Source organism: Billgrantia zhangzhouensis (genome assembly GCF_021404465.1).
Lineage (GTDB): Bacteria > Pseudomonadota > Gammaproteobacteria > Pseudomonadales > Halomonadaceae > Halomonas > Halomonas zhangzhouensis.
The window spans coordinates 94,137-115,873 of sequence record NZ_JABFTT010000010.1 but is presented as its reverse complement, the minus strand read 5'-3'; the positions used below and the strand labels follow the sequence as shown (position 1 = coordinate 115,873).

At 62.2% G+C, this 21,737-nt stretch carries 24 protein-coding genes and 2 tRNA genes; 12 read left to right on the top strand and 14 right to left on the bottom strand.

The window, feature by feature from the left end; all coding sequences use genetic code 11:
• Positions 1-74: 74 nt before the first annotated feature.
• The 4 genes from gpt to HOP51_RS14035 all read right to left on the bottom strand — a co-directional run bounded on the left by gpt (position 75) and on the right by HOP51_RS14035 (position 3,258).
• Positions 75-554 carry a xanthine phosphoribosyltransferase gene (gpt, locus tag HOP51_RS14050; RefSeq protein ID WP_234274526.1) on the bottom strand — a complete coding sequence of 160 codons (480 nt, stop codon included), beginning with the start codon at positions 552-554 and terminating at the stop codon, positions 75-77.
• A 7-nt stretch (positions 555-561) separates the two neighbouring features.
• The gene (locus HOP51_RS14045) at positions 562-1,107 is read right to left on the bottom strand and encodes an adenine phosphoribosyltransferase (RefSeq protein ID WP_234274525.1); all 546 of its coding nucleotides are present in this window, start codon (positions 1,105-1,107) and stop codon (positions 562-564) included.
• A gap of 22 nt (positions 1,108-1,129) precedes the next feature.
• A complete protein-coding gene (locus HOP51_RS14040) occupies positions 1,130-2,422 on the bottom strand; it encodes an NCS2 family permease (protein ID WP_276574357.1) in 1,293 nt (430 codons plus the stop codon).
• A gap of 206 nt (positions 2,423-2,628) precedes the next feature.
• Positions 2,629-3,258 carry a riboflavin synthase subunit alpha gene (locus HOP51_RS14035; protein WP_234274523.1) on the bottom strand — a complete coding sequence of 210 codons (630 nt, stop codon included), beginning with the start codon at positions 3,256-3,258 and terminating at the stop codon, positions 2,629-2,631.
• Positions 3,259-3,793: 535 nt separating this feature from the next.
• On the opposite strand from HOP51_RS14035, the gene HOP51_RS14030 reads away from it, so the two are divergent.
• Genes HOP51_RS14030 through HOP51_RS14020 form a run of 3 tightly spaced genes read left to right on the top strand, consistent with a single transcriptional unit; the run spans position 3,794 to position 6,280 of the window.
• On the top strand, positions 3,794-4,801 hold the full coding sequence (locus HOP51_RS14030) for a methionine ABC transporter ATP-binding protein (protein WP_407061811.1): 1,008 nt from the start codon (positions 3,794-3,796) through the stop codon (positions 4,799-4,801).
• Positions 4,782-5,435 (top strand): methionine ABC transporter permease, encoded by a 654-nt coding sequence (locus HOP51_RS14025; RefSeq protein ID WP_234274521.1) that lies wholly within the window; start codon positions 4,782-4,784, stop codon positions 5,433-5,435. Before HOP51_RS14030 ends, HOP51_RS14025 begins: the two co-directional genes overlap by 20 nt.
• A 29-nt stretch (positions 5,436-5,464) precedes the next feature.
• Entirely contained in the window at positions 5,465-6,280 is an 816-nt protein-coding gene (locus HOP51_RS14020; protein ID WP_234274520.1) for a MetQ/NlpA family ABC transporter substrate-binding protein, read from the top strand.
• Between the two features lie 75 nt (positions 6,281-6,355).
• On the opposite strand, the gene HOP51_RS14015 is transcribed toward HOP51_RS14020, so the two are convergent.
• Complete coding sequence (locus HOP51_RS14015; protein WP_234274519.1) at positions 6,356-6,655, bottom strand: MTH1187 family thiamine-binding protein; 300 nt, start codon at positions 6,653-6,655, stop codon at positions 6,356-6,358.
• A gap of 108 nt (positions 6,656-6,763) precedes the next feature.
• Between HOP51_RS14015 and HOP51_RS14010 the strand changes: the two genes are divergently transcribed.
• Positions 6,764-7,243 carry a GAF domain-containing protein gene (locus tag HOP51_RS14010; RefSeq protein WP_407061806.1) on the top strand — a complete coding sequence of 160 codons (480 nt, stop codon included), beginning with the start codon at positions 6,764-6,766 and terminating at the stop codon, positions 7,241-7,243.
• 64 nt (positions 7,244-7,307) lie between these two features.
• On the opposite strand, the gene HOP51_RS14005 is transcribed toward HOP51_RS14010, so the two are convergent.
• The 3 genes from HOP51_RS14005 to glpK all read right to left on the bottom strand — a co-directional run bounded on the left by HOP51_RS14005 (position 7,308) and on the right by glpK (position 9,120).
• A tRNA-Val gene (locus HOP51_RS14005) sits at positions 7,308-7,384 on the bottom strand.
• Between the two features lie 51 nt (positions 7,385-7,435).
• Positions 7,436-7,512 (bottom strand) — tRNA-Val (locus HOP51_RS14000).
• Positions 7,513-7,632: 120 nt separating this feature from the next.
• The gene (gene glpK / locus HOP51_RS13995; RefSeq protein WP_234274518.1) at positions 7,633-9,120 is read right to left on the bottom strand and encodes a glycerol kinase GlpK; all 1,488 of its coding nucleotides are present in this window, start codon (positions 9,118-9,120) and stop codon (positions 7,633-7,635) included.
• Between the two features lie 150 nt (positions 9,121-9,270).
• Between glpK and HOP51_RS13990 the strand changes: the two genes are divergently transcribed.
• Complete coding sequence (locus HOP51_RS13990; protein ID WP_234274517.1) at positions 9,271-10,029, top strand: DeoR/GlpR family transcriptional regulator; 759 nt, start codon at positions 9,271-9,273, stop codon at positions 10,027-10,029.
• Between the two features lie 191 nt (positions 10,030-10,220).
• Positions 10,221-11,723: a glycerol-3-phosphate dehydrogenase gene (gene glpD, locus HOP51_RS13985; RefSeq protein WP_234274516.1), complete on the top strand. Its 1,503-nt coding sequence runs from the start codon at positions 10,221-10,223 to the stop codon at positions 11,721-11,723.
• Between the two features lie 63 nt (positions 11,724-11,786).
• Here the strand turns inward: glpD and HOP51_RS13980 are convergent, their stop codons facing one another.
• Entirely contained in the window at positions 11,787-13,169 is a 1,383-nt protein-coding gene (locus tag HOP51_RS13980; protein ID WP_234274515.1) for a class II fumarate hydratase, read from the bottom strand.
• A gap of 342 nt (positions 13,170-13,511) precedes the next feature.
• Between HOP51_RS13980 and HOP51_RS13975 the strand changes: the two genes are divergently transcribed.
• A complete protein-coding gene (locus HOP51_RS13975; protein ID WP_234274514.1) occupies positions 13,512-13,937 on the top strand; it encodes a hypothetical protein in 426 nt (141 codons plus the stop codon).
• Positions 13,938-13,960: 23 nt separating this feature from the next.
• Here HOP51_RS13975 and HOP51_RS13970 read toward each other — a convergent pair whose 3' ends face one another.
• A complete protein-coding gene (locus HOP51_RS13970) occupies positions 13,961-14,245 on the bottom strand; it encodes a helix-turn-helix domain-containing protein (protein ID WP_234274513.1) in 285 nt (94 codons plus the stop codon).
• 118 nt (positions 14,246-14,363) lie between these two features.
• On the bottom strand, positions 14,364-14,699 hold the full coding sequence (locus HOP51_RS13965) for a cyclic nucleotide-binding domain-containing protein (protein ID WP_234274512.1): 336 nt from the start codon (positions 14,697-14,699) through the stop codon (positions 14,364-14,366).
• A gap of 258 nt (positions 14,700-14,957) precedes the next feature.
• Here HOP51_RS13965 and HOP51_RS13960 point away from each other — a divergent pair, with 258 nt between their 5' ends.
• The 3 genes from HOP51_RS13960 to HOP51_RS13950 all read left to right on the top strand — a co-directional run bounded on the left by HOP51_RS13960 (position 14,958) and on the right by HOP51_RS13950 (position 17,163).
• Complete coding sequence (locus HOP51_RS13960) at positions 14,958-15,959, top strand: sensor domain-containing diguanylate cyclase (protein WP_234274511.1); 1,002 nt, start codon at positions 14,958-14,960, stop codon at positions 15,957-15,959.
• Between the two features lie 132 nt (positions 15,960-16,091).
• Positions 16,092-16,463 (top strand): phasin family protein, encoded by a 372-nt coding sequence (locus HOP51_RS13955; protein ID WP_234274510.1) that lies wholly within the window; start codon positions 16,092-16,094, stop codon positions 16,461-16,463.
• Positions 16,464-16,614: 151 nt separating this feature from the next.
• On the top strand, positions 16,615-17,163 hold the full coding sequence (locus HOP51_RS13950) for a carboxypeptidase-like regulatory domain-containing protein (RefSeq protein WP_234274509.1): 549 nt from the start codon (positions 16,615-16,617) through the stop codon (positions 17,161-17,163).
• A gap of 8 nt (positions 17,164-17,171) precedes the next feature.
• Here the strand turns inward: HOP51_RS13950 and hda are convergent, their stop codons facing one another.
• Both hda and HOP51_RS13940 read right to left on the bottom strand, forming a co-directional pair.
• Entirely contained in the window at positions 17,172-17,873 is a 702-nt protein-coding gene (gene hda, locus HOP51_RS13945; RefSeq protein WP_234274508.1) for a DnaA regulatory inactivator Hda, read from the bottom strand.
• Entirely contained in the window at positions 17,870-18,946 is a 1,077-nt protein-coding gene (locus HOP51_RS13940) for an AI-2E family transporter (protein WP_234274507.1), read from the bottom strand. The genes hda and HOP51_RS13940 overlap by 4 nt, the downstream gene beginning before the upstream one ends.
• Before the next feature lie 382 nt (positions 18,947-19,328).
• Between HOP51_RS13940 and purM the strand changes: the two genes are divergently transcribed.
• Together purM and purN are read left to right on the top strand one after the other, a co-directional pair.
• Positions 19,329-20,405 (top strand): phosphoribosylformylglycinamidine cyclo-ligase, encoded by a 1,077-nt coding sequence (purM, locus tag HOP51_RS13935; RefSeq protein ID WP_234274506.1) that lies wholly within the window; start codon positions 19,329-19,331, stop codon positions 20,403-20,405.
• Complete coding sequence (gene purN / locus HOP51_RS13930; protein ID WP_234274505.1) at positions 20,402-21,127, top strand: phosphoribosylglycinamide formyltransferase; 726 nt, start codon at positions 20,402-20,404, stop codon at positions 21,125-21,127. Before purM ends, purN begins: the two co-directional genes overlap by 4 nt.
• 4 nt (positions 21,128-21,131) lie before the next feature.
• On the opposite strand, the gene dcd is transcribed toward purN, so the two are convergent.
• Positions 21,132-21,698, bottom strand: coding sequence for a dCTP deaminase (dcd, locus tag HOP51_RS13925; RefSeq protein ID WP_234274504.1), 567 nt, complete (start codon positions 21,696-21,698; stop codon positions 21,132-21,134).
• Between the last annotated feature and the right edge of the window lie 39 nt (positions 21,699-21,737).

Here is a 21,737-nt window from a genome sequence, read left to right as displayed (position 1 = left end):
GGCGATCACTCGATATGACGTGCGGTTGACCTTAACCAGGGTTCGACGATTGCGCTGGTGATGCTTGCAGGCAGCTAGCGCTTGACCTGGTCGACCAGCGGCTCAACGTAAGCCACCCCCATGTCCCAAGGGAACTGAATCCAGCAATCCTGCGCCACTTCGGTCAGGTACTGGTCCACCAGCGGGCGCCCCTCCGGCTTGGCATAGACGGTAACGAAATGCGCCTTGGGCAGCATTTCACGCACCTTGCGAGCCGTCTTGCCGGTGTCGACCAGATCATCCACCAGCAGCCAGCCGTCACCGTCATGACCCACGCCTTTCATGACGTCCAACCCGCCCTGGTCCATATAGTCGTAGCTCTTGATGCAAACGGTATCGATCAGACGAACGTTGAGCTCGCGCGCGATCAGCGCCGCAGGAATCAATCCACCTCGGGTAATCGCCACGATGCCCTTGAAGTCGCGCTCGACCAGGCGATGGCAGAGTTCGCGCACGTCGCGATGCAGTTGATCCCAGGAAACGGTGAAATGCTGGTGGTAGCGGGCGTTGCTCATGATGGTGTCACTCGTCCTCATTGAAGGAGCAGACTGCAAAGACGCCGAAACCGGCCTCACGAATCCTGGCAGACCCGCCGATCTCCGGCAGGTCGATGATGGTAGCGGTCTCCACTACCTGGCCCCCGGTGCGGGTGATGAGCTTGGCGGCAGCCAGCATGGTGCCGCCGGTGGCGATCAGGTCGTCCATGATCAGGATGCGGTCCCCCTGGCGGAAGGCATCGGAATGCAGTTCCACCTCGGCCTGGCCGTACTCCAGCGTGTAGGTCTCACTGATGGTGCGAAACGGCAACTTGCCTTTCTTGCGCACCGGCACGAAGCTGCAGCCCAGCTCATAGGCCACCGGCGCACCAATGATGAAACCGCGCGCATCGATGGCAGCGATGGCGTCGAGCTCCATCTCCTGGTAGCGGTGCACGAAGCTGTCGATCAGCTTGCGAAAGGCCGAGCTGTTCTGCAGCAGCGGCGTGATGTCGCGGAAGTTGACCCCCTGCCGCGGCCAGTCGGGGACGGTTCGTATCACGGACTTGATATAGTCGCCGTAAATGCTCATCGCAGGTCTCGGTGAGGAAATGTCAGTCTAGGAACAGGAACTTCAACACGAACAGGATCGCCAGCACGACCACGGCCGGGTTGAGATCCCGGAAGCGGCCGGAGAGGGTCTTGATAGCAGCGTAGCTGATGAAGCCCAACGCGATGCCTTCGGCGATCGAGAACGTCAACGGCATTGCCAGCGCGGCGATCAGCACGGGGGCGGCATCGGTCGGATCGTCCCAGTTGGCATGCGCCAGGCTGCCGGCCATCAGTACCGCCACGTAGAGCAGCGCGCCAGCCGTGGCGTAGGCGGGAATCGAGCCGGCCAGCGGGGCGAAGAACAGGCTGATCAGGAACATCGCGGCCACCACCACGGCGGTGAGACCGGTGCGCCCGCCCGAGGCGATGCCGGCGGTGGATTCGATATAGCTGGTGGTAGTCGAGGTACCCAGCACGGCACCGGCCATGGAGGCACCGCTGTCGGCCATCATGGCACGCCCCAAGCGCGGCAGCTTGCCGTCCTTGTCGAGCAGCCCACCCTTGTGGGCCACGCCGACCAGGGTGCCCGAGGTATCGAACAGGTCGACGAACAGGAAGGCGAAGATCACGCTGAGCATGGCCACGTCGAGCGCTCCGGCGAGATCCAGCGCCATGAAGGTCGGCGCGATGGAAGGCGGCATCGACATCAGACCGCCATATTGATTATGCCCCAGGATCATGGCCAGCACGGTCACACCGAGAATGCCGATCATCACCGCACCGGTGATGCGCAGATAGGCCATGGCGGTAATGGCGAAGAAGCCCAGCAACGCATAGATGGCAGCGGGTTCGGAGAGATCGCCTAGCGCCACGTAGGTGGCCGGGTTCGACACCACGATACCGGCGTTCTTGAGCGCAATCATGGCCAGGAACAGGCCGATACCGGCGGCAATGCCCAGCCGCAGGGAGAGAGGAATGGAGTGAATGATCCATTCGCGTATCTTGAAGACGCTGAGCAGGAAGAAGCAGAAGCCGGACAGGAACACCGCCCCCAGCGCTGCCTCCCAGGTGTAGCCCATGCCGAGCACGACACCATAGGTGAAGAAGGCGTTGAGCCCCATGCCCGGCGCCTGGGCGATAGGATAGTTGGCCCACAGCCCCATGATCAGGCAGCCGACGGCGGCGGCCAGACAGGTCGCGACGAACACCGCACCGTAGTCCATGCCCGCTTCGGAGAGAATGCTGGGGTTGACGAAGATGATATAGGCCATGGTCAGGAAGGTGGTGACTCCCGCAATGGCCTCGGTCTTCACGCTGGTATTGTGTTCCGTCAGCTTGAAGTGTTTATCGAGCATGTTCTTCATTTTGGCATTCCTGCGCACTAGGGCTGGCCGTCGACCAGGGGGCGAGAAAAGTCGCACATGGTACCCAAGGACCGCCTGCGATGCGAGGCCCGCCTTGAGCGCCATGGCACGGTTCGCTTTGTATAAGCAAACTCTACGCCATGCGCCAGTGCAGCTACCAACGCAGACTTGACGAAACGGTCATTTGAAGCTGGAACTCAGGCACCTCGCGAAGCGAGCACCCGCTCCACGGTCTCGACGATGGCCTGGGTCTGCGGGTCGATCTCGATATTGACCCGGTCGCCCGGCACGCGATCGACCAGAATGGTGCGCTCCAGCGTTTCGGGGATCAGATCGACGCAAAAACGCGGACCATGATCGGCCGAAGCATGCCTCACCGCACCAATCGTCAGGCTGATGCCATCGACGCCGATGTACCCCTTTTCGAACAGGAAGCGCCCCAGCGCATGCGGCACTTCGAACCATAGCCGGCGATTGTTCGGCGCTTGGTCCAGCTCGACCAGCACGGCCATCGCCATGACGTGCCCGGACATGGCGTGACCGCCGATTTCATCGCCAAAGCGCGCAGCCCGTTCGATATTGACGCGGTCGCCTTCGCGCAGCGCCCCAAGATTGGTCACGCGTAGCGTCTCGCGCATCAGATCGAAGCTGATGCGCTCCCCCACCATGGCTGTCACGGTCAAGCAGACGCCGTTGTGCGCCACCGAAGCGCCGAGTTCCAGCCCCTCGCGCAGAGGTTCCGGCAGGCTCACGACATGAGTACGGAATGCCTCGGCTTCCTGAATGGCGACGATCTCTGCCGTCCCCTGAACGATGCCTGTGAACATGGCGTCTCCTGGGCAGCTCCTGGCAAGGAGAGTGAAGAGCAAAAGGAAAGAGTGGGTTGGCAGTTTAAGAATTCAGCTACCCTACGTCCATCGGTACCGGTCCGCATGACAGTACCGACAACGAAACGAATGCATGCCCAACCGGGACGTATCCAGCAAAATTTACCAAGCGAAGCGCCAGGAGTACCGCGCATTCACCAAATGGATTGACACGACACGCCGTTGGTCCTAAGATGCCGCCTCACATTTCAGGCGCCGATTTGTACCCGGATTGCGGGCGCCCACGCTGCCGGCAAGGAATCACGAATTCCCTGTCCAGCAGTGTGAAGTGCAGCTAAAAGGGTGTGTCCAGCGTTGATGGCCACCCGTCAGGGTGGCCTTTTTTTCGTTCCGGTCATCCGCTCTGGCTATTGCTGCGCCCGCGCCACCGGGACGGCCCCCAGGAAGCCAGATGATCACGCTACGCAACGTCTCCAAGACCTACCATCTCAGCAGGCCCGGAAGCCGGCTGCCGTTCGCCGCGCGTCGCCGCGACATGCCAACCAGAACGATCGAGGCCCTCCGGAACGTCGATCTGCACGTGCCCCAGGGCAGCATTCATGGCGTCATCGGCCTGTCCGGTGCCGGCAAGTCGACCCTGATCCGCTGCGTCAACCTGCTCGAGCGCCCCACCAGCGGCAGCGTCGTGGTCGACGGCAAGGAGATGACTGATCTCTCTGCCACCGAACTCAACCAGGCCCGACATCGCATCGGCATGATCTTCCAGCATTTCAACCTGCTGACCACGCGCAACGTATTCGACAATGTCGCGCTGCCGTTGGAGTTGATGGGCATGAAGCGTGGCGCGATCCGCGAGCGTGTGCTGCCGCTGCTCGAGCTGACCGGACTGGCCGACAAGGCCCGCCAGCACCCTGCCCAGCTCTCCGGCGGGCAGAAACAGCGCGTGGCCATTGCTCGAGCGCTGGCCAGTGAGCCCCGTGTGCTGCTCTGCGACGAAGCGACCTCGGCGCTCGACCCCCAGACCACCGGTTCGATCCTCGCCCTGCTGCGCGAGATCAACCAGAAGCTCGGCCTGACCATCCTGCTGATTACCCACGAGATGGAGGTGGTCAAGTCGATCTGCCATCGGGTCAGCTTGATCTCCGATGGCGAGCTAGTCGAGGAGGCCGAGGTAGGCGACTTCTTCACCGCCCCGCGAACCCGGCTCGGCCGCGAGTTCCTCAACGACTTCCTGCAGCTGGAGCCGCCCAAGGCGCTGGTCGAGCGCCTGGAAGAGGCGCCGGGCGAGCATACCCACCCGGTGGTTCGCCTGGCATTCTCCGGCGATGCGGTCTCCACGCCGCTCATTTCGCGCCTGGCGCGGGAGTGCGGCGTCGACGTAAGCATTCTCCAAGCCAAGGTCGAGTCGATCCAGGAGCGCACCCTGGGACTGATGATCGCCGAACTGCTCGGTTCACCCGAACAGACCCGTCGCGCCATCGACTATCTCGAAACCCATGATCTTCACGTGGAGGTGCTCGGCCATGTCCAGCGCGATGATTGACCTGATCCTCCAGGCGACCCTTGACACGCTCTACATGGTTGCCGTGTCGGGCGTGGTCTCGGCTCTGTTCGGCGTGCCGCTGGGCGTGATGCTCTACGTCACCCGCCCACGCCAGATCCTGGCGCGCCCGGCGCTCAACCAGGTATTGGGCATGGTGACCAACATCGGCCGCTCGATCCCTTTCATCATCCTGATGGTGGCGATCATCCCCTTCACGCGCATGGTCGTCGGCACTTCGATCGGCACCAATGCCGCTATCGTACCGCTGACCATCGCCGCTATTCCGTTCGTCGCCCGCCTGGTGGAGGGTGCGCTCAACGAGATTCCTCCGGGTCTTGTCGAGGCCGCCCAGTCGATGGGCGCCACACCCCACCAGATCATCACCAAGGTATTGCTGCCGGAGGCCCGCGGCGGCATTATCACCGGCCTGACCATCACCGTGGTTACCCTGGTGAGCTACTCGGCCATGGCCGGGGCCGTGGGCGGCGGCGGCCTGGGCGACCTGGGCATTCGCTACGGCTACAACCGCTTCAACCCCACCATCATGCTGATCACCGTGGCCATCCTGGTGGTCATGGTGCAGGGCTTCCAAAGCCTGGGGGATTACCTGGTACGCAAGTCGGATCGCAAGTGACTGCATCTCACGCAAGGAGAACGACTCAAATGCAAGCAACCCTGACCCGTCTGCTCGGCGCCGCCACCCTGGTCGGTGCCACCTTGATTGCTGGCTGCGGCAACGACAACGGCGACACCGAGACCCGCTCGATCAAGGTCGGCACCATGTCCGGCCCCGAGTCGGAGGTAATGGAAGTGGCGGTCGGGATCGCCCGCGACCGCTACGACCTGGAGGTCGAGATCATCGAGTTCACCGACTACGTCTCACCCAATGCCGCCCTGGCCGACGGCAGCCTCGATGCCAATGCCTTCCAGCACGAGCCCTACCTGCGCAGCATGATCGAAGATCGCGGCTACGACCTGGCCGTGGCCGGCCATACCTTCGTCTATCCGATCGGCGCCTACTCCGAAAAGCACGACAGCATCGACGAGCTGCCCGAGCGCGCCATCATCGCCCTGCCCAACGACCCCACTAACGGCGGTCGCGCGATGATCCTGATGCACAACGCCGGCCTGATCGTGCTGGACGACCCCGAGAACCTCGAAGCTACCCCGGTCAACGTGATCGAGAACCCCAACGAGTTCCGCTTCCGCGAGATCGAGGCGGCCCAACTGCCGCGCGTGCTGCCTGACGTCGACCTGGCCTTCATCAACAACACCTTCGCCCAGCCCGCCGGCCTGAGCCTGGACGATGCGTTGATCAAGGAAGGCCCCGAGTCGCCCTACGTCAACCTGATCGCGGTCCGCTCCGGCGACGAGGAGCGCGAGGAAATCCAGCAACTGGTCTCGGCCTACCAGAGCGACGAAGTCGCCGCCAAGGCGCTGGAACTATTCGACGGTGGCGCGGTGCCTGGCTGGCAGTAATGCGGGCATTCGCCATATGAATGGCAATGGGCCGACGCCATGCGTCGGCCCGTTCGTTTGGCGGAACGGTTCGAATCAACCGATCTTGCGTTCGACCTTATCGATCCGGCCCTCGAGACTCTGATCCTTGTCGGTGGCCGTGGCGATGCGGATCGCGCTGTCCACCCGCGGCGCACCGCGCTCGTGCAGCACATCGTGGCAGCGCTGGATCACGCGCATCACCTCCTCCCAGGAGCCCTCGATATTGGTCCCGTGGGCATGCAAGCGATACTTGAGCCCAGCCTCCTCGATCACCTCCTCGCAGGCGGCGATATGAGACGACAGCGAGGCTCCCGCCCCGATCGGCGTCACGTTGACATCGGCAACCACATGCATACTCAATCCTCCTGATCGACCTACGGATGTCCTTACTACCCGAAAGCTAGTGTCGACCAGGCCATTCTTCAAACTCCGACCCGAGCACTAGAGAGGACTCGAAATTCCATGGCACCGGACATGCCCGACTACACCCTACTGACCCGCCAGCTCGAAGCCCTGCTCGACGGCCGCGACTGGTTGACCAATACCGCCCAGACCTGCGCCCTCATCATGCAGCAGGTTCCCGAACTCAACTGGGCCGGCTTCTACCTGCAGCGTCAGCCCGAGCTGCTCACCCTTGGCCCCTTCCAGGGCAAGCCCGCCTGCAACCCAATCCCGTTCGACAAAGGCGTGTGCGGTGCGGCAGCAAGAAACCGCCAAACCCAGCGCATCGACGACGTGCATGCCATCGCCGACCACATCGTCTGCGATGCGGCATCGAACTCGGAGCTGGTGGTACCGATCTTGCGCCAAGGGGCATTGTGGGGCGTGCTGGATCTCGACAGTCCGCGGCGCGGACGCTTCGACGAGGCGGACCAGGCGGGCATCGAGGCGCTGGTCGGGGTGTTCATCGCACGTACCGACCTGCCCGACTTCCTGTCCTAGCGTTGATGAATGATTGGAATGCAAAACGCCCCGGGGCGACGAGCCACGGGGCGTTTCAGAATGCTGGTAGGACCAAGCGGATTTGAACCGCTGACCTCCACGATGTCAACGTGGCGCTCTAACCAACTGAGCTATGGTCCTGAAACTGTCCTGAAATGAAACCATGTCGAGCAAGCCGCCGATAGAGAAAGCTGGTAGGACCAGGCGGATTTGAACCGCCGACCTCCACGATGTCAACGTGGCGCTCTAACCAACTGAGCTATGGTCCTGTCTCGGCTTTTCCTACGGCAAACCGGCCGGAAGAGAGCCTGCTTGCCGACATGTCGCCGCTCGCTTCATGCGGCGGCAACGGATGCATATCTTACCGATATCGCAGGCTTTTGCAAGCTTCATACGCCGCTTTTTACACGCTCCACCGCCTCGAGCCAGCCTTGGTAGAGCCGTTCGCGCTCGTCCTTCGGCATGCTGGGCAGAAAGGACCTTTCACAGCGCCAAAGCTCGGAGATCGCCGTCAAGTCACGGTACCAACCGAAGTGTAGCCCCGCCATGTAGGCCGCCCCCAGTGCTGTCGTCTCGAGCACCGTGGGTCGGTCGACCCGTACGCCCAGCATATCGGCCAGGAACTGGACCAGCCAGTTGTTAGCTACCATGCCGCCATCGACACGCAGGGTGCCGGGAGGCGCCCCCATGTCATCGCTCATGCAGGTCTGCAAGTCGCGGGTCTGGTAGCAGACAGCCTGCAGTCCGGCAGCCACAATCTCGGCGATTCCAGTATCCCGTGTCAGACCGAAGATCGCGCCCCTCGCCTTGGGATCCCAGTGGGGCGCCCCCAGCCCTGTAAAGGCAGGCACCAGGTAGACGCTATGCCCAGCACGGGTCTGCTTGGCCAACGCCTCGGTTTCGGCGGCATGGTCAAACAGCTTGAGGCCATCGCGCAGCCATTGTACGGCGGCCCCGGCCACGAAGATGCTGCCTTCGAGGGCGTAGGTGGTCTTGCCGTCGATACGATAGGCTACGGTGGTTAGCAGGCGGTTGCGCGACAGCGCCGGCTTGTCGCCCGTATTGACGATCATGAAGCAGCCGGTGCCATAGGTACTTTTTCCCATACCCGCCTCGAAACAGGCTTGCCCCACCAATGCTGCCTGCTGATCGCCGACCACCCCGCCGATGGGCAGCTCAGCTCCCAGCCATTGGGCATCGGTCCAACCGAAGTCGCCGCTGCTGTCGCGCACCTCTGGCAGCACCCCACGAGGGATGCCAAACAGCGCCAGCAGCTCGTCGTCCCATTGTTGGGCATGGATGTTGAATAGCATCGTACGCGAGGCGTTGGTAGCGTCGGTGGCATGCACGCGCCCCCCGGTGAGTCGCCACAACAGGAAGCTGTCCACCGTACCGAAAGCGAGCTCACCGCGCTCGGCACGTTCGCGGGCCCCCTCCACGTTATCGAGCAACCAGGCCAGCTTGGTCGCAGAGAAATAGGGGTCGATCAAAAGTCCAGTGCGTGCTTGGACGAGGTCGGCGTGGCCCTGGTCGCGTAGCCGTCGACAGAAATCAGCGGTCCGCCGATCCTGCCAGACGATGGCGTTGTAGAGCGGCTTCCCCGTGGCCCGGTCCCACAGCAAGGTGGTCTCTCGCTGGTTGGTGATGCCGATACCGGCAAGCGCCTCGGGCGCAATCCCAGATTGCTCTATCGCGTCACGGCATGTGGCCAGTACGGTGTCCCAGATGTCTTGCGGATCGTGCTCGATCCAACCGTCATGGGGGAAACGCTGGGAAAATTCACGCTGGGCCACCTGGATCACATGGCCGCCGCGGTCGAAGAGAATGGCACGCGAGCTGGTAGTGCCCTGGTCGATGGCGAGTAGGTAGTCGGCCATGTTGCATCCTGTCGTTGTATGTTCGTTTATGATCACCAAGAGTACTTGAGTATGTTCGCAATGCTTTACGACTTTCGTAGAATAAATCGCTGATTGTCTGCCGATAGCGTGCCGAATCGCTTACACTCGCGTGATCGAAAGGGAGCCACCATGAACCAGCAACAACGACAAGATGCCATCGTTGACCTGGTGCGCCGCCAGGGCTATGCCAGTATCGAACAGTTGACGGATCACTTCTCCGTCACCCCACAGACCATACGCCGGGATCTCAACGCGCTGGCGGAAGAAGGCATGATCCGTCGTGTGCATGGCGGCGCAGGGCTCGAATCCAGTACCGTCAATACCGCCTACAGCACACGCAAGAATCTGAATCTCGAGGCCAAGCGGCGGATTGCCGCGCTGGTCGCCGGCCATATTCCCGACCACGCCTCGCTGTTCATCAACATCGGCACCAGCAACGAAGTGGTAGCGGAAGCGCTGCTCGACCACCAGGGGCTCGAGGTAATCACCAACAACCTCAACGTAGCCGCCATCCTCCAGCACAAGGAGGACTTCAACGTCATCATCGCCGGTGGTCAGGTCCGCTCGCGTGACGGCGGCATCATCGGCGAGGCAACGATCGACTTCATCAACCAGTTCAAGGTGGATTTCGGCATCATCGGCATCAGCGGCATCGACGAGGATGGCTCGCTACTGGAGTTCGACTATCAGGAGGCGCGCGTCGCCCAGGCCATCATTCACAACTCCCGCCAGGTCTACCTGATCGCCGATCACTCGAAGTTCCATCGCAATCCCGTCGTCCGCCAGGGCAACATCGCCCAGTTGGATGCCCTGTTCACCGACCGCCAGCCCCCCGAGCGTATCGTTCACCTCATGCAGGTCAACGACGTCGCCCTGCATATCGCCTGAGACAACTCCCTCTTCCTCCTTCTCCTTCTCCTTCTCCTTCAGGCAGCCCGCTTGAGCGTTACGCCTTGCGCCGATACGGCGAGGCGATACTGCGCTCTTGGCTCTTGATGTTCGATTTCGATTGTTCTATGTTCGCTTTCAAACATTATCGGTTCGGCCCCACCCGTGGGCCATATGCTCGGAGCCTCCTCATGGCGCACACCTCTCTCAAGCTACTCGACATTTTCATCATCGGCGGCGGTATCAACGGCACAGGCATCGCCAACGACGCCGCTGGCCGTGGGCTCAGCGTGGGGCTCTGCGAACAGGGCGACCTGGCCAATGCCACCTCATCGGCGAGCAGCAAGCTGATCCATGGCGGCTTGCGCTATCTCGAGCACCGCGAGTTTCGCCTCGTCGGCGAGGCCTTGCGCGAACGTGAAGTCCTGCTGCGCAAGGCACCGCATATCATCTGGCCACTGCGCTTCATCCTCCCCCACCGCTCTCACCTACGACCAGCCTGGATGATTCGCACCGGCCTGTTTCTCTACGACCACCTGGGCAAGCGTAGGCAACTCCCCGGATCGCGGGGTGTTCGTTTTGGCTCCGATTCACCGCTGAAGGAGGAAATGGTACGCGGATTCGAATATTCGGATTGCTGGGTGGATGATGCGCGCCTGGTGGTGCTCAACGCCATTCAGGCCCGCCAGGGGGGCGCGGAAATTCTAGTGCGTACGCGCTGCACACGGGTTCTCGAAAAGGACGGGGTGTGGCATATCGAACTCGAGGACGTACGCAGCGGTCAGCGCTTCGAGCGTCGCGCACGCACGCTGGTCAACGCCGCCGGCCCCTGGGTCGAGCGGGTGGTGCGCGAGCAGGCGGCGCGGCCGTCGCAGTATTCGATTCGCATGATCCAGGGCAGCCACCTAATCGTGCCCCGGCTCAATGCCGATGAGCGTGCCTACATCCTGCAGAACTGCGATCGCCGGATCGTCTTCGTGTTGCCCTACGAAGACGACTTCAGCCTGATCGGCACTACCGACCGGCGCTATCAGGGCGACCCGGCCAAGGCCTCGATCAGTGAGGAGGAAGTCGACTACCTGCTCGGCGTGGTCAATGCTCACTTCCGCCGCCAGCTCGCCCCTCGCGACGTGATCGCGAGCTTCTCCGGCGTGCGTCCGCTATGCGACGACGAATCGGCCGACCCCTCGGCCATGACCCGCGACTACACGCTGGCGCTGGACGCTTCCGGTGCCCCGCTGCTCTCGGTATTCGGCGGCAAGATCACCACTTACCGCAAGCTGGCGGAAGCCGCTCTGAATCAGCTGGCAACTGCCCTGCCCGGCATGGGGCCAAGCTGGACCGCGACCGCCTCACTGCCGGGGGGCGAGATCGGCAGCCAGCAGAGCTTCGTGACGCACCTGCTGCACGATTACCCCTGGCTCGGAGAGGCGCGTGCACACCGCTTCGCTCGTAGCTATGGCAGCCTGTGCCTGCGCTTTCTCGAAGGAGCCAAGAGCCCTGAAGACCTGGGCGAAGAGTTCGGCGCCGGCTTCACCGCCGCCGAGGCCGATTATCTCTTCGATCATGAATGGGCTCTCGAGGTCGAGGATATCCTCTGGCGACGCACCAAGCTCGGCCTGCGCCTGACGCCGCGTCAGGTAGAGCGCTTGAATGCCCATGTCGAAGCCCATCGTCAGGTGCTGGCGGCCTGACGCTTCCATCGCCAGGTTAGACCCTTCGCGGGCCTTCACCGCAAGCAACAGGATGGAAGTGATTCAGTCGGGTATTCCCCCCTCGGTCAGCCGGGCCGGGTCGAGCAGGCGCTCGAGCTCCTCGCGGCTCAAATCGGTCTGCTCCGCGGCCACCTCGACGATCGGCCGCCCGGCCTGGTAGGCCTGCTTGGCGATGGCCGCTGCCGCATCGTAGCCAATCACTCCATTCAGCGCCGTCACCAGGATGGGATTGCGCGCCAGCGGCTCGGCCAGCCTGTCCTCCCGTACCCGGAAGGTGGCGATGGCCCGCTCGCCCAGCAGTCGCGCGGTGTTGGTCATCAACGTGATCGAGGTCAGCAGGTTGTTGGCAATCAGCGGCAGCATCACGTTGAGCTGGAAGTTGCCGCTCTGCCCGGCCACGGTGACTGCCGCATCCAGGCCGATCACCTGCGCGGCCGCCTGCGCGGCCGATTCAGGAATCACCGGATTGACCTTGCCCGGCATGATCGAACTGCCGGGCTGCAGTGCCTCGAGTTCGATCTCGCCAAGCCCCGCCAGCGGCCCTGAGTTCATCCAGCGCAGGTCGTTGGCAATCTTCATGATCGTACAGGCCAAGCCCTTGAGCTGCCCGGACAGCTCGACGGCGGCATCTTGAGAGCCGAGGCTAGCGAAGAAGCTATCGTTGGGTACCAGGGAAAGGCCGGTCTGGGCACTGAGTTCGCGTGCCATGCGCTCGGCGAATTCAGGATGCGCGTTGATTCCCGTACCCACCGCCGTTCCGCCCTGGGCCAGACGAGAAAGCCTCACCATGGCACTGTCGATACGCTCGATGGCCTGTCCCATCTGGCTCGACCAGCCGCCCAGCTCCTGCCCGAGCCGCAGCGGCATGGCATCCATCAAGTGAGTGCGCCCGGTCTTGACCACCCAATCCAGCTCGAGGGCCCGCTCATCGATAGTGGCACGCAACTGCACCAGCGCGGGGCGCAGCCGTGCAGTGACCTCCAATGCCGCCGAGAGATGGATGGCGGTGGGGATCACGTCGTTGCTCGACTGCCCCATGTTGACGTGGTCGTTGGGCCCCACCTTCAGCTCGTCACGACTGGCGAGATGAGCAATGACCTCGTTGACGTTCATGTTGCTCGAGGTACCCGAGCCGGTCTGGAACACGTCCACGGGAAACTGATCATCATGCTTGCCGTCGACGATCTCTTGGGCAGCGGCGACGATGGCTTCGGCCCGTTCGCCATCGAGCATGCCGAGATCGCGATTCACCTTGGCCGCAGCTAGCTTGATCCGGGCAATGGCATGGAGGAAGGCCGTCGGCATCGGCTGGCCTGAAATCGGGAAATTTTCCACGGCGCGCTGGGTCTGGGCACCATAGAGTGCCGAGCCCGGCACTCGCAGCTCCCCCATGCTGTCGCGCTCGATACGATGCTGTTCGCTCATGTCGTTCCCTCGTTGGCCAACTCTTCCTCCTCACCATGGGGCCGGGACGGGCCACATGCAAGGGACAAGCAGCCTGCCTTCTCGCCAAGCGACAGCCGGCGGCAACAGGTTGACAATTATCAAGAAAGGCCAAGACCGCCGCAGGATCGATTGGTTTTGTGACAGTTGTCGTTGTTTCGTTTGCTCCCACATCCCTAAAATCTCTTCCGCCAGACCAATGGAAGGCACTCAACAACGGCTCGCGAACAGCGAAAGACTCGTGGATTCAAGCGACATGATGGACATGCAAGCTTCCTTGCTGCTTCTCCCCAAGAGCAGCTGACACTCGCCAGCGCTCATGAAATGACAGAGCTTCAGCGCTATCGCCGGCTGACCCTCGGCTTCCTGCCCACTGCTCCGCGGATCAGCCAACTCATGGCAAGCCTAGGCCTGCAATGCGAAAGCAGACTAGCCACCTTGCGCCAGATCGCCAGTCACCTGGACTTGGAAGCCTGTGTCAGCGCTGTCCCAGTGGATCCGCCCAACTTCGAGATAACACGCAAGCACTTCTTCGTCGTGGACGACGGCATGGCTGTCCAGCTACTCGATCAAGCCATCCTCACAGCGGTGGAGTCGAAGAGATTCTTCGCCTGGCTACTCGAGACGAACGCCACACCGGAGTTACACCGGCCTTTCATCGCCTTCGTCAGCGAAAAGGAGACGGAGAACCATGTGCTGCTCGAGTTTCGAGAGCATCACAGCGCATCGCTACTCTTGCATCACGCCTAGGCCAAGCGGCTCATGCCCCTCTTCTACCGCCTGCCGGTGGAAGAGGCCAGTCGCTCGAGCGTAGTCACGTCAAGCAGGTGATAGTCGCGACCACTCACATAAAGTAGTCTCTGGGCTTGATAGCCAGCCAGGGTCCTACCTACGGTTTCATGCGTCAGCCCCAGGTAGCTGCCGATGTCACCACGCGACATTGCCAGACGAAAGTGACGCGGCGAATAGCCGTGTTGACGGAAGCGGTGAGAGATACCCAGCAGGAAATAGGCGAGGCGAGCCTCCGCGGTGCGAGACAGCAATTGGTGGAGCCGCACTCTACTCCTCCTGCATCGTCCGGCTGATGTTGCGCTGTAGGTGATGGCGCAAAATGGGCATTCGTGAAATCAGCTCATCCAATCACTCGAAAGGCAACCGGCACACGGATGACGACTCCTAGGCAACGATTGTGCCGGGATAGTGACCGGGGCCGATGGCATCGAAACCGATGATGTCACCAGGGAGATACAGAGCAGTCAGAAGCGTTTCGCTGTTCGCGCCGTCGGTGACTTGCTTGAAACTGCCGGTACGCACGGTATACAGATGACGGAAGATCGTTCCTTGTTGCACCAAGCACTCCCGCTTGTCGAGCCTCACGGGAGCATCGACGATACGACCAAGGGTTCCAAACTGTTCGGACGTCAGGTCTCGAGGCAGGCAAAGTGCTTTCAGATGGCATGAAAGACACTGTGAAGCCATTGAATCATCGAATCCTTTTCCGTGACTCGCCATGGCGAAGCCCTTATCCCTTGGACACAAGGCTAAGTATAGGAGCCTCCCTATACGCCGCAGTTTGAGTTACCTCATGCCATCGGCGGATCAAGCCAAAAAAGAGACTCCCCAGCAGGCATGACAAAAATCAAGCTGCACGAAAAAAAACGCCCACCTAGTGTTAATGCTGCAATGCCACAGACCTCGCTTATCTCTGGGAGCCGGGTATAGAGCGTCACCTCTGGGAACAAGGGGAACGCGACTCAAGGGAGCTTTACCATGCACAAGACGAGCTGGATGACGTCGAATATCCTTAATCGGTTGAGTGCCAACGCCGGCATGCTGCTGCTTCACAGTCTCTGGGAGTACTGTCCTGAGCACATGTTCATCGTGCGCGTCGAGGGGCCGACAAACTTCGTGATCGAAGCCATGAACCCAACGCGCCAAGCCATGTTCGGTGACGAAGCCACCTTCATCGGCAAGCGTATCGAGCAGTTGCTACCCGCCCCCATGTGCCATGGCTTGATCGCCAACCTGAACCGCTGCGTCGAGTGCGGAAGTCCGATTCGCTATGAAGAGCAAGGTGGCTATATCGACCGCGGCGGCATTTGCCAGCATGGCCATTGGCAAACCCTGCTGGTGCCCATCACCGACCAGGAAGGCGCCGTTACCCATCTTTTCGGCGTATCCCGCGACATGTCGCTGCTGTCCGAGAAGATGGCCGGAAGCTACTCGCACAGCCAGGAACTCGAGCGCCGGGTGCATGAGCGCACCGCGGAACTGGTTGCCGCCAACGAGAAGCTCACCCAACTGGCGATACGCGACTATCTGACCGAGACCTATAATCGCCGCTACCTGCTGGAACTGGCCGAACTGGAGTTGCGTCGCGCCTTCCGCTACGAACAGTCGTTGTGCTTGATGATGCTCGACATCGACCATTTCAAGGAGATCAACGACACCGGGGGCCACCTCGCGGGCGACGAAGCCCTGCGCAATGTAGCCCGCACCATACTTGCCACTGTCAGGGAGTGTGATCTGGTTGGCCGCTATGGCGGCGACGAGTTTCTCATCCTGATGCCCGAAACCACGGCCGATGGGGCAAAAGAGATCGCCGAACGCCTGCAACGGACGCTGAACCAGACCACACGGCTCACCGTCAGTGTCGGCATCGCTAGTCTCACGCATGAAGACCGCTTCGTCGTCGATATGATTCACCGTGCCGATACGTTATTGCTGCAGGCCAAGCGCAACGGGCGCAATCGCATCGAATGCGCGATCTGATGCACGGCCTTAGGGCATGCGACAAAACGTATCAAACCCCATACTGCATCGCACAAGTAACTCTGCTACGTTGCAGCGCAACAGGATAAGTTGACCGTTCGCGATAGAGCAGAACCCGGAGGTTCACGCACAATGATGAAGTCTTTCAGCTTCGATACCAAACCGTTCGAAGCCATGCTTCTTGGCCCGGCCCGCGCCTATGCGGCCTTGAGCATCGATTACACCGAAAAGCTCTTCGCCGCCCAACTGGACGCGGCCAAAGGGTATGCCGAGGCAGGCCTCACCCAGGCCCGTGAATTACTTGACGTGCGCGATGCCGACGCCCTGCGCCGCTACGCCGAAGCGCAGCAGCAGCTTGCCAAGGGCATGGCCGAGCGCGTCAAGGGCGATGCCGAGAAGATCGCCTCTCTGCACCAGGAGTTCTTCCAAGAGAGCCAGAAGCTGGCCCAGAGCAGCCTGAGCCAGGCTCAGCAGGCCACGTCCGAGCTGGCTGAGAAGTCGTAACCGCGCCATCGCGTTGCAGCTTCCGAGATTGTAGCTTCCGAGGCCCGTCGAACCCCCTTCGGCAGGCCTTTCATTGCCCCCGGGTCTGTCACCGGCCCACTCTCATCGTTTATGCTCGATGCGCACGGGCATGGTTTTGAGGACGTACCGAATGAAAGCCTGGATTCCCCTGGTCCTGCTGGGCCTGATGCTTGCCGGCTGTCAGATACAGCCTGGCCCTCCTCCTGAGCGCATCGAAGTGATCGAGATCGGCGAGCCGTCCCGCACAGACGAAAGACGCCCGGATGCCGAGCGCCCCGCTCCGTCACCAGGCCGCATCGCCCGTCAGGTGGCGTTCCCCGTAGATGAATATGCCTCCCTGGAAAAACGCGGTAGTGCTGCCATCGCTGGCAGGCTCAGCCTCAACGGCACTCCCGGGGGCGGGGAAACGATCTCCGTCGCCCCTGTCACCACCTACTCGGCCGAAGCCGCGGAACATGCCCTGGCCGGAAGAGCCGTCGAGCCAGCCGATCCACGGGCGCGCGAGTACACCCACATCACCCGCACCGATACCAATGGGAACTTCAGCCTCAACGGGCTCCCGGCCGGGGAGTTCTACGTCTCGGGCAGCATGGCCAATTCACGCGGTGAGCGTCAGGTGATCCTGCGCCAGGTATCGCTGCACAACGGCCAGCGGCTCGAGGTCAACCTCAGCCGCTGACGGCGCCGCTACCAGCCCAGCGCCTGCTTGACGAAGGGAATGGTCAGCTTGCGCTGGGCGGACAGCGAAGCGCTATCGAGCACGGCGAGTTCCTCGAACAGCTCATCGAGGCGACGCGGTCCGCGGTGGAGGATGTAACGTGCCACCTCGTCGGGCAACTGCATCCCACGCACCCGGGCACGTAGCTGAAGCGCCTGCAGCCGCTCGCTGTCGTCGAGATGCTGCAGGTGAAAGGTCACACCCCAAGCCAGACGCGAGGCCAGATCCGGCAGTTTGACCGGTAGCTGACGTGGCGCCGCGGCGGCCGACACCACGAGCCGCTTGCCGGCATCCCGCAAGCGGTTGAAGGCATGGAAAAGCCCTTCCTCCCAGCGTCGCCGGCCGATGACGCTGTCGATGTCGTCGATGGCCACCAGGTCGAGCCGCTCGGCATCCTCGAGCATCAGCGGCGGGAAGTGCCCCAGATCACGCAGCGGCAGGTAGAGTGCGCGCAAGTCGCGATCGGACGCCGCGTGGCAAGCAGCCTGCAACAGGTGACTACGACCGCTGCCTTGCGCTCCCCACAGATAGAGGAACGGTTCACCGCCGGCATCGAGCTGATGCGAGAGACGATCCACCAGGCTGGCATTGGCCGCCGGCAGAAAACTGTCAAAGGTGGCATCGTCGCGCAGCCCCACTCCCAATGGCAACTGCGCCGGCGCTCGGCTCATGGAGAATCCTCGTGGCTACGATCCCGCTTTTGGGCGTCGTAGAGACTGCTGCGCTTGTAGCGTTCGTTGAGTTCCCGCAAGAGTACCATGATCACCGCGGCGGCCGGCAGCGCCAGCAGCACACCGGTGAAGCCGAACAGGTTACCGCCGGCCAGCACGGCGAAGATGACCGCCACCGGATGCAGCCCGATGCGATCGCCCAGCAGCTTGGGCTGGAGTACCACGCTCTCGAGCACCTGGCCAATGGCGAATACGATGAGTACACCGAGAAGCGCTAGCCAGGTGCCGAACTGGAAGAACGCCACGACCAGCGCCACGCTGATGCCGACGATGAAACCCAGGAACGGCACGATACTAGCCAGTCCCGCGGCCATGCCGATCAGCAGTCCAAAACGCAGCCCCATGGCGGTCAGTCCCACGGCATAGATCGCACCCAGCGTCAGCATGACCAGTAGTTGACCGCGCAGGAAAGCCGAGAGCACGTCGTCACAGCGGCAGCTCAAGCGAACCACATCGGCTTCCCAGCGACGCGGCATCATGCTGCGCAGATTGGCCAGCAGCCGATCCCAATCGAGCAGCAGGTAGAAGGTGACTACCGGGATCAGTGCCACATAGGTCACCCAAGCCAGGAAGGCTGCCCCGGAACGGCCGATCTTGCCCAGGAACGGCGCCAGATAGCCCCCTGCGTCTTGCCAGTGCTGGGCCAGCGTCTGCTGCACGTCATCGAGGTCGGCCGCCACGTCCAACCCCGTCCAGCCGCGAACCTGAGGCGCCAGGACGGTCTCCACCCAATCGAAGATACCGGGGATCATCAGGCCGAACTGGCGTACCTGCTGTACCGCCAACGGAATTAACACCAGCAAAGCCACCACCAGGATCACCACCAGGATCAGGAAGACACCGCATACCGCCAGGGTACGGGACAAACCCAGGCACTGGAGTCGATTGGCCAGCGGATCGGTCAGGTACGCCAGGATCATGCCGGCGATGAACGGCATCAGCATCGCTTCCAACTGGAACAGCAACCACACCACGGCTACTGCACCGATCAGGACCCACCATTCTTTACGCATCACCCCTCCCTGCGTCACGAAACACTGCACAAATGCCTGCGCGAGCGAATCACTGCGTTGCGCGGTGCCGAAGCGTCGGACCGTCGCAATCCTCACATATACCCCATATGCTCCGGTTGACTCGAAACCCTTCGTTTCTCGCCCCTTCGGGGCCAGCCTACGGCTGTTTGTCGCTTCGCTCGGTACTGTGCTCCGTGCGCCTTGTGCTTCATCTCGCTCGCTGATTTGTTCAGCGTTTCCTTAGATATCCACGGCGATGCGAGCCGTGCGCCGTGATGCTACAATTCCGGCCCGATCTTGCCCACTGCTTCGGTCGTCAGGCGCCAACCCGCGCGTGCCGGCCAACGAACCATCAACCGTGCTTCTTCGTACAGGACAGGCCATGACCGATTCCACCTCTCCCGACAACGCCAAGGCATCGCTGAGCTACAAGGATGCCGGCGTCGACATCGACGCCGGCAATGCCCTGGTCGACCGCATCAAGGGCGTTGCCAAGCGCACCCTGCGCCCCGAGGTGATGGGCGGGCTAGGCGGCTTCGGCGCCCTGTGCCAACTGCCTTCGGGCTATCGTGAGCCCGTGCTGGTTTCCGGCACCGATGGCGTAGGCACCAAGCTGCGCCTGGCCATGGACCTGGGCCGCCATGACACCATCGGCATCGACCTGGTCGCCATGTGCGTCAACGACCTGGTGGTAGCCGGCGCCGAGCCGCTGTTCTTCCTCGACTACTATGCCACGGGTAAGCTGGATGTGGATATCGCCGCGGACGTGGTGACCGGCATCGGCGAAGGCTGCGAGCGCGCCGGCTGCGCCCTGGTGGGTGGCGAAACCGCCGAGATGCCCGGCATGTACGAAGGCAGCGACTACGACCTGGCCGGTTTCTGTGTCGGCGTGGTGGAGAAATCCGAGATCCTTGACGGCAGCAAGGTTGGCGAAGGCGACGTGCTGCTGGGCATTGCCTCCACGGGGGCCCACTCCAACGGTTATTCGTTGATCCGCAAGATCCTCGAAGTCAGCGGCGCGTCGCTGGATACCGCCATCGACGGCCAGCCTCTCGGCGACGCCTTGCTCGCCCCCACGCGTATCTACGTCAAGCCGCTACTGTCGCTGATGAAGGAGAGCGGCGTGGCGGTGCACGCCCTGTCCCACATCACCGGTGGCGGGCTGCTCGAAAACGTCCCGCGGGTACTGCCAGACATGCTCGCCGCACGCATCGACGTGAAGAGCTGGACCCGCCCAGCCCTGTTCGACTGGCTGCAACAGCAGGGCAACGTGGAGGAGCATGAGATGTATCGCGTACTCAACTGCGGCATCGGCATGGTCATCGTCGTCCCCTCCGCCCAGGCCGACCAGGCCCGCGCCCATCTGCAAGCGCAGGGAGAGACGGTCTACCGCATCGGCGAGATCGTTACCCGCAACGAAGATGAAGAAGCCGTGCAGTTGGAGAACCTCGAGGCATGAGCGACTACGTCAGCGACACCCTCAACGACCTGACGCCCGAGCCAACCGGCGCGCGCCGGGTCGTGGTGCTGATTTCCGGCAATGGCAGCAACCTGCAGGCGCTGATCGACGAGCAGACCCACGATCGCCTGGGCGGTGAGATCGTCGCGGTGATCTCCAACGTCGCGGATGCCTACGGCCTGCAACGAGCTCGCGATGCCGGCATTGATGCCGTGGTGTTGCCCCACGGCGAGTACGACAGCCGCGAAGCCTACGACGGCGCCCTGATCAAGGTGATCGAGCGCCATGAGCCGGACCTTGTGGTGCTGGCCGGCTTCATGCGCATACTCAGTTCGCTCTTCGTGCAGCGCTTCCATGGCCGCATGCTCAACATCCACCCTTCCCTGCTACCCGCCTATCGCGGCCTGAATACCCACGCCAAGGCACTAGCCGACGGTGTAGCCGAACACGGCTGCAGCGTGCATTTCGTCACTGAGGAGCTCGACGGCGGCCCGGTGGCGATCCAGGCGGTGGTGGACGTAAGCGAGGGCGAGACCGAGGCCAGCCTGAAGGAGAAGGTTCACACCCGCGAGCACCTGATCTACCCCATCGCGGTGAAGTGGTTCCTCGAGGGGCGGTTGCGCCTGGAGGGCGAAGCCGCCGTGCTCGACGGCACCCCACTGCCACCCCAGGGGCTACGCCTCTCCCACGCCGACGCCGCCGAAGAACTCGACGAGGAATAGGGAGTTAGGTGCGGGGCAGAGTGACTCCCCTCTGCCCCATATACTTGCCGCCGCGATCCTTGTAGGAGGTCGCACACACCTCGTCCGACTCCAGGAACAGCATCTGCGCCACGCCCTCGTTGGCGTAGATCTTGGCCGGCAGGTTGGTGGTGTTGGAGAATTCCAGCGTCACGTGCCCCTCCCACTCCGGCTCCAGCGGCGTCACGTTGACGATGATGCCGCAGCGAGCGTAGGTCGACTTGCCCAGGCAGATGGTCAGCACACTGCGCGGAATGCGGAAGTACTCCACGGTACGTGCCAGGGCGAAGGAGTTGGGCGGAATGATGCAGACGTCCCCCTTGATGTCGACGAAGCTCTTCTCGTCGAAGTTCTTGGGATCCACCACAGCGGAGTGAATGTTGGTGAATACCTTGAACTCGTCGGCACAGCGAACATCGTAGCCGTAGCTGGAGGTGCCAAAGGAGATCACCCGCTGATCGTTCACGTAACGCACCTGGTCGGCTTCGAAGGGTTCGATCATACCTTCCCGCTCGGCCATGCGGCGGATCCAACTGTCGGGCTTGATGCTCATGGGACGTCCTGAGATGTTGTACCGAAGAATAAAGAAGTA

What these genes read in the sequence shown, in the direction of transcription:
- gpt (WP_234274526.1), bottom strand. Translation starts at nt 554, where the DNA reads ATGAGCAACGCCCGCTACCACCAGCATTTCACCGTTTCCTGGGATCAA.
- HOP51_RS14045 (WP_234274525.1), bottom strand. Translation starts at nt 1,107, where the DNA reads ATGAGCATTTACGGCGACTATATCAAGTCCGTGATACGAACCGTCCCC.
- HOP51_RS14040 (WP_276574357.1), bottom strand. Translation starts at nt 2,422, where the DNA reads ATGCTCGATAAACACTTCAAGCTGACGGAACACAATACCAGCGTGAAG.
- HOP51_RS14035 (WP_234274523.1), bottom strand. Translation starts at nt 3,258, where the DNA reads ATGTTCACAGGCATCGTTCAGGGGACGGCAGAGATCGTCGCCATTCAG.
- HOP51_RS14030 (WP_407061811.1), top strand. Translation starts at nt 3,794, where the DNA reads ATGCCAACCAGAACGATCGAGGCCCTCCGGAACGTCGATCTGCACGTG.
- HOP51_RS14025 (WP_234274521.1), top strand. Translation starts at nt 4,782, where the DNA reads ATGTCCAGCGCGATGATTGACCTGATCCTCCAGGCGACCCTTGACACG.
- HOP51_RS14020 (WP_234274520.1), top strand. Translation starts at nt 5,465, where the DNA reads ATGCAAGCAACCCTGACCCGTCTGCTCGGCGCCGCCACCCTGGTCGGT.
- HOP51_RS14015 (WP_234274519.1), bottom strand. Translation starts at nt 6,655, where the DNA reads ATGCATGTGGTTGCCGATGTCAACGTGACGCCGATCGGGGCGGGAGCC.
- HOP51_RS14010 (WP_407061806.1), top strand. Translation starts at nt 6,764, where the DNA reads ATGGCACCGGACATGCCCGACTACACCCTACTGACCCGCCAGCTCGAA.
- glpK (WP_234274518.1), bottom strand. Translation starts at nt 9,120, where the DNA reads ATGGCCGACTACCTACTCGCCATCGACCAGGGCACTACCAGCTCGCGT.
- HOP51_RS13990 (WP_234274517.1), top strand. Translation starts at nt 9,271, where the DNA reads ATGAACCAGCAACAACGACAAGATGCCATCGTTGACCTGGTGCGCCGC.
- glpD (WP_234274516.1), top strand. Translation starts at nt 10,221, where the DNA reads ATGGCGCACACCTCTCTCAAGCTACTCGACATTTTCATCATCGGCGGC.
- HOP51_RS13980 (WP_234274515.1), bottom strand. Translation starts at nt 13,169, where the DNA reads ATGAGCGAACAGCATCGTATCGAGCGCGACAGCATGGGGGAGCTGCGA.
- HOP51_RS13975 (WP_234274514.1), top strand. Translation starts at nt 13,512, where the DNA reads ATGACAGAGCTTCAGCGCTATCGCCGGCTGACCCTCGGCTTCCTGCCC.
- HOP51_RS13965 (WP_234274512.1), bottom strand. Translation starts at nt 14,699, where the DNA reads ATGGCGAGTCACGGAAAAGGATTCGATGATTCAATGGCTTCACAGTGT.
- HOP51_RS13960 (WP_234274511.1), top strand. Translation starts at nt 14,958, where the DNA reads ATGCACAAGACGAGCTGGATGACGTCGAATATCCTTAATCGGTTGAGT.
- HOP51_RS13955 (WP_234274510.1), top strand. Translation starts at nt 16,092, where the DNA reads ATGATGAAGTCTTTCAGCTTCGATACCAAACCGTTCGAAGCCATGCTT.
- HOP51_RS13950 (WP_234274509.1), top strand. Translation starts at nt 16,615, where the DNA reads ATGAAAGCCTGGATTCCCCTGGTCCTGCTGGGCCTGATGCTTGCCGGC.
- hda (WP_234274508.1), bottom strand. Translation starts at nt 17,873, where the DNA reads ATGAGCCGAGCGCCGGCGCAGTTGCCATTGGGAGTGGGGCTGCGCGAC.
- HOP51_RS13940 (WP_234274507.1), bottom strand. Translation starts at nt 18,946, where the DNA reads ATGCGTAAAGAATGGTGGGTCCTGATCGGTGCAGTAGCCGTGGTGTGG.
- purM (WP_234274506.1), top strand. Translation starts at nt 19,329, where the DNA reads ATGACCGATTCCACCTCTCCCGACAACGCCAAGGCATCGCTGAGCTAC.
- purN (WP_234274505.1), top strand. Translation starts at nt 20,402, where the DNA reads ATGAGCGACTACGTCAGCGACACCCTCAACGACCTGACGCCCGAGCCA.
- dcd (WP_234274504.1), bottom strand. Translation starts at nt 21,698, where the DNA reads ATGAGCATCAAGCCCGACAGTTGGATCCGCCGCATGGCCGAGCGGGAA.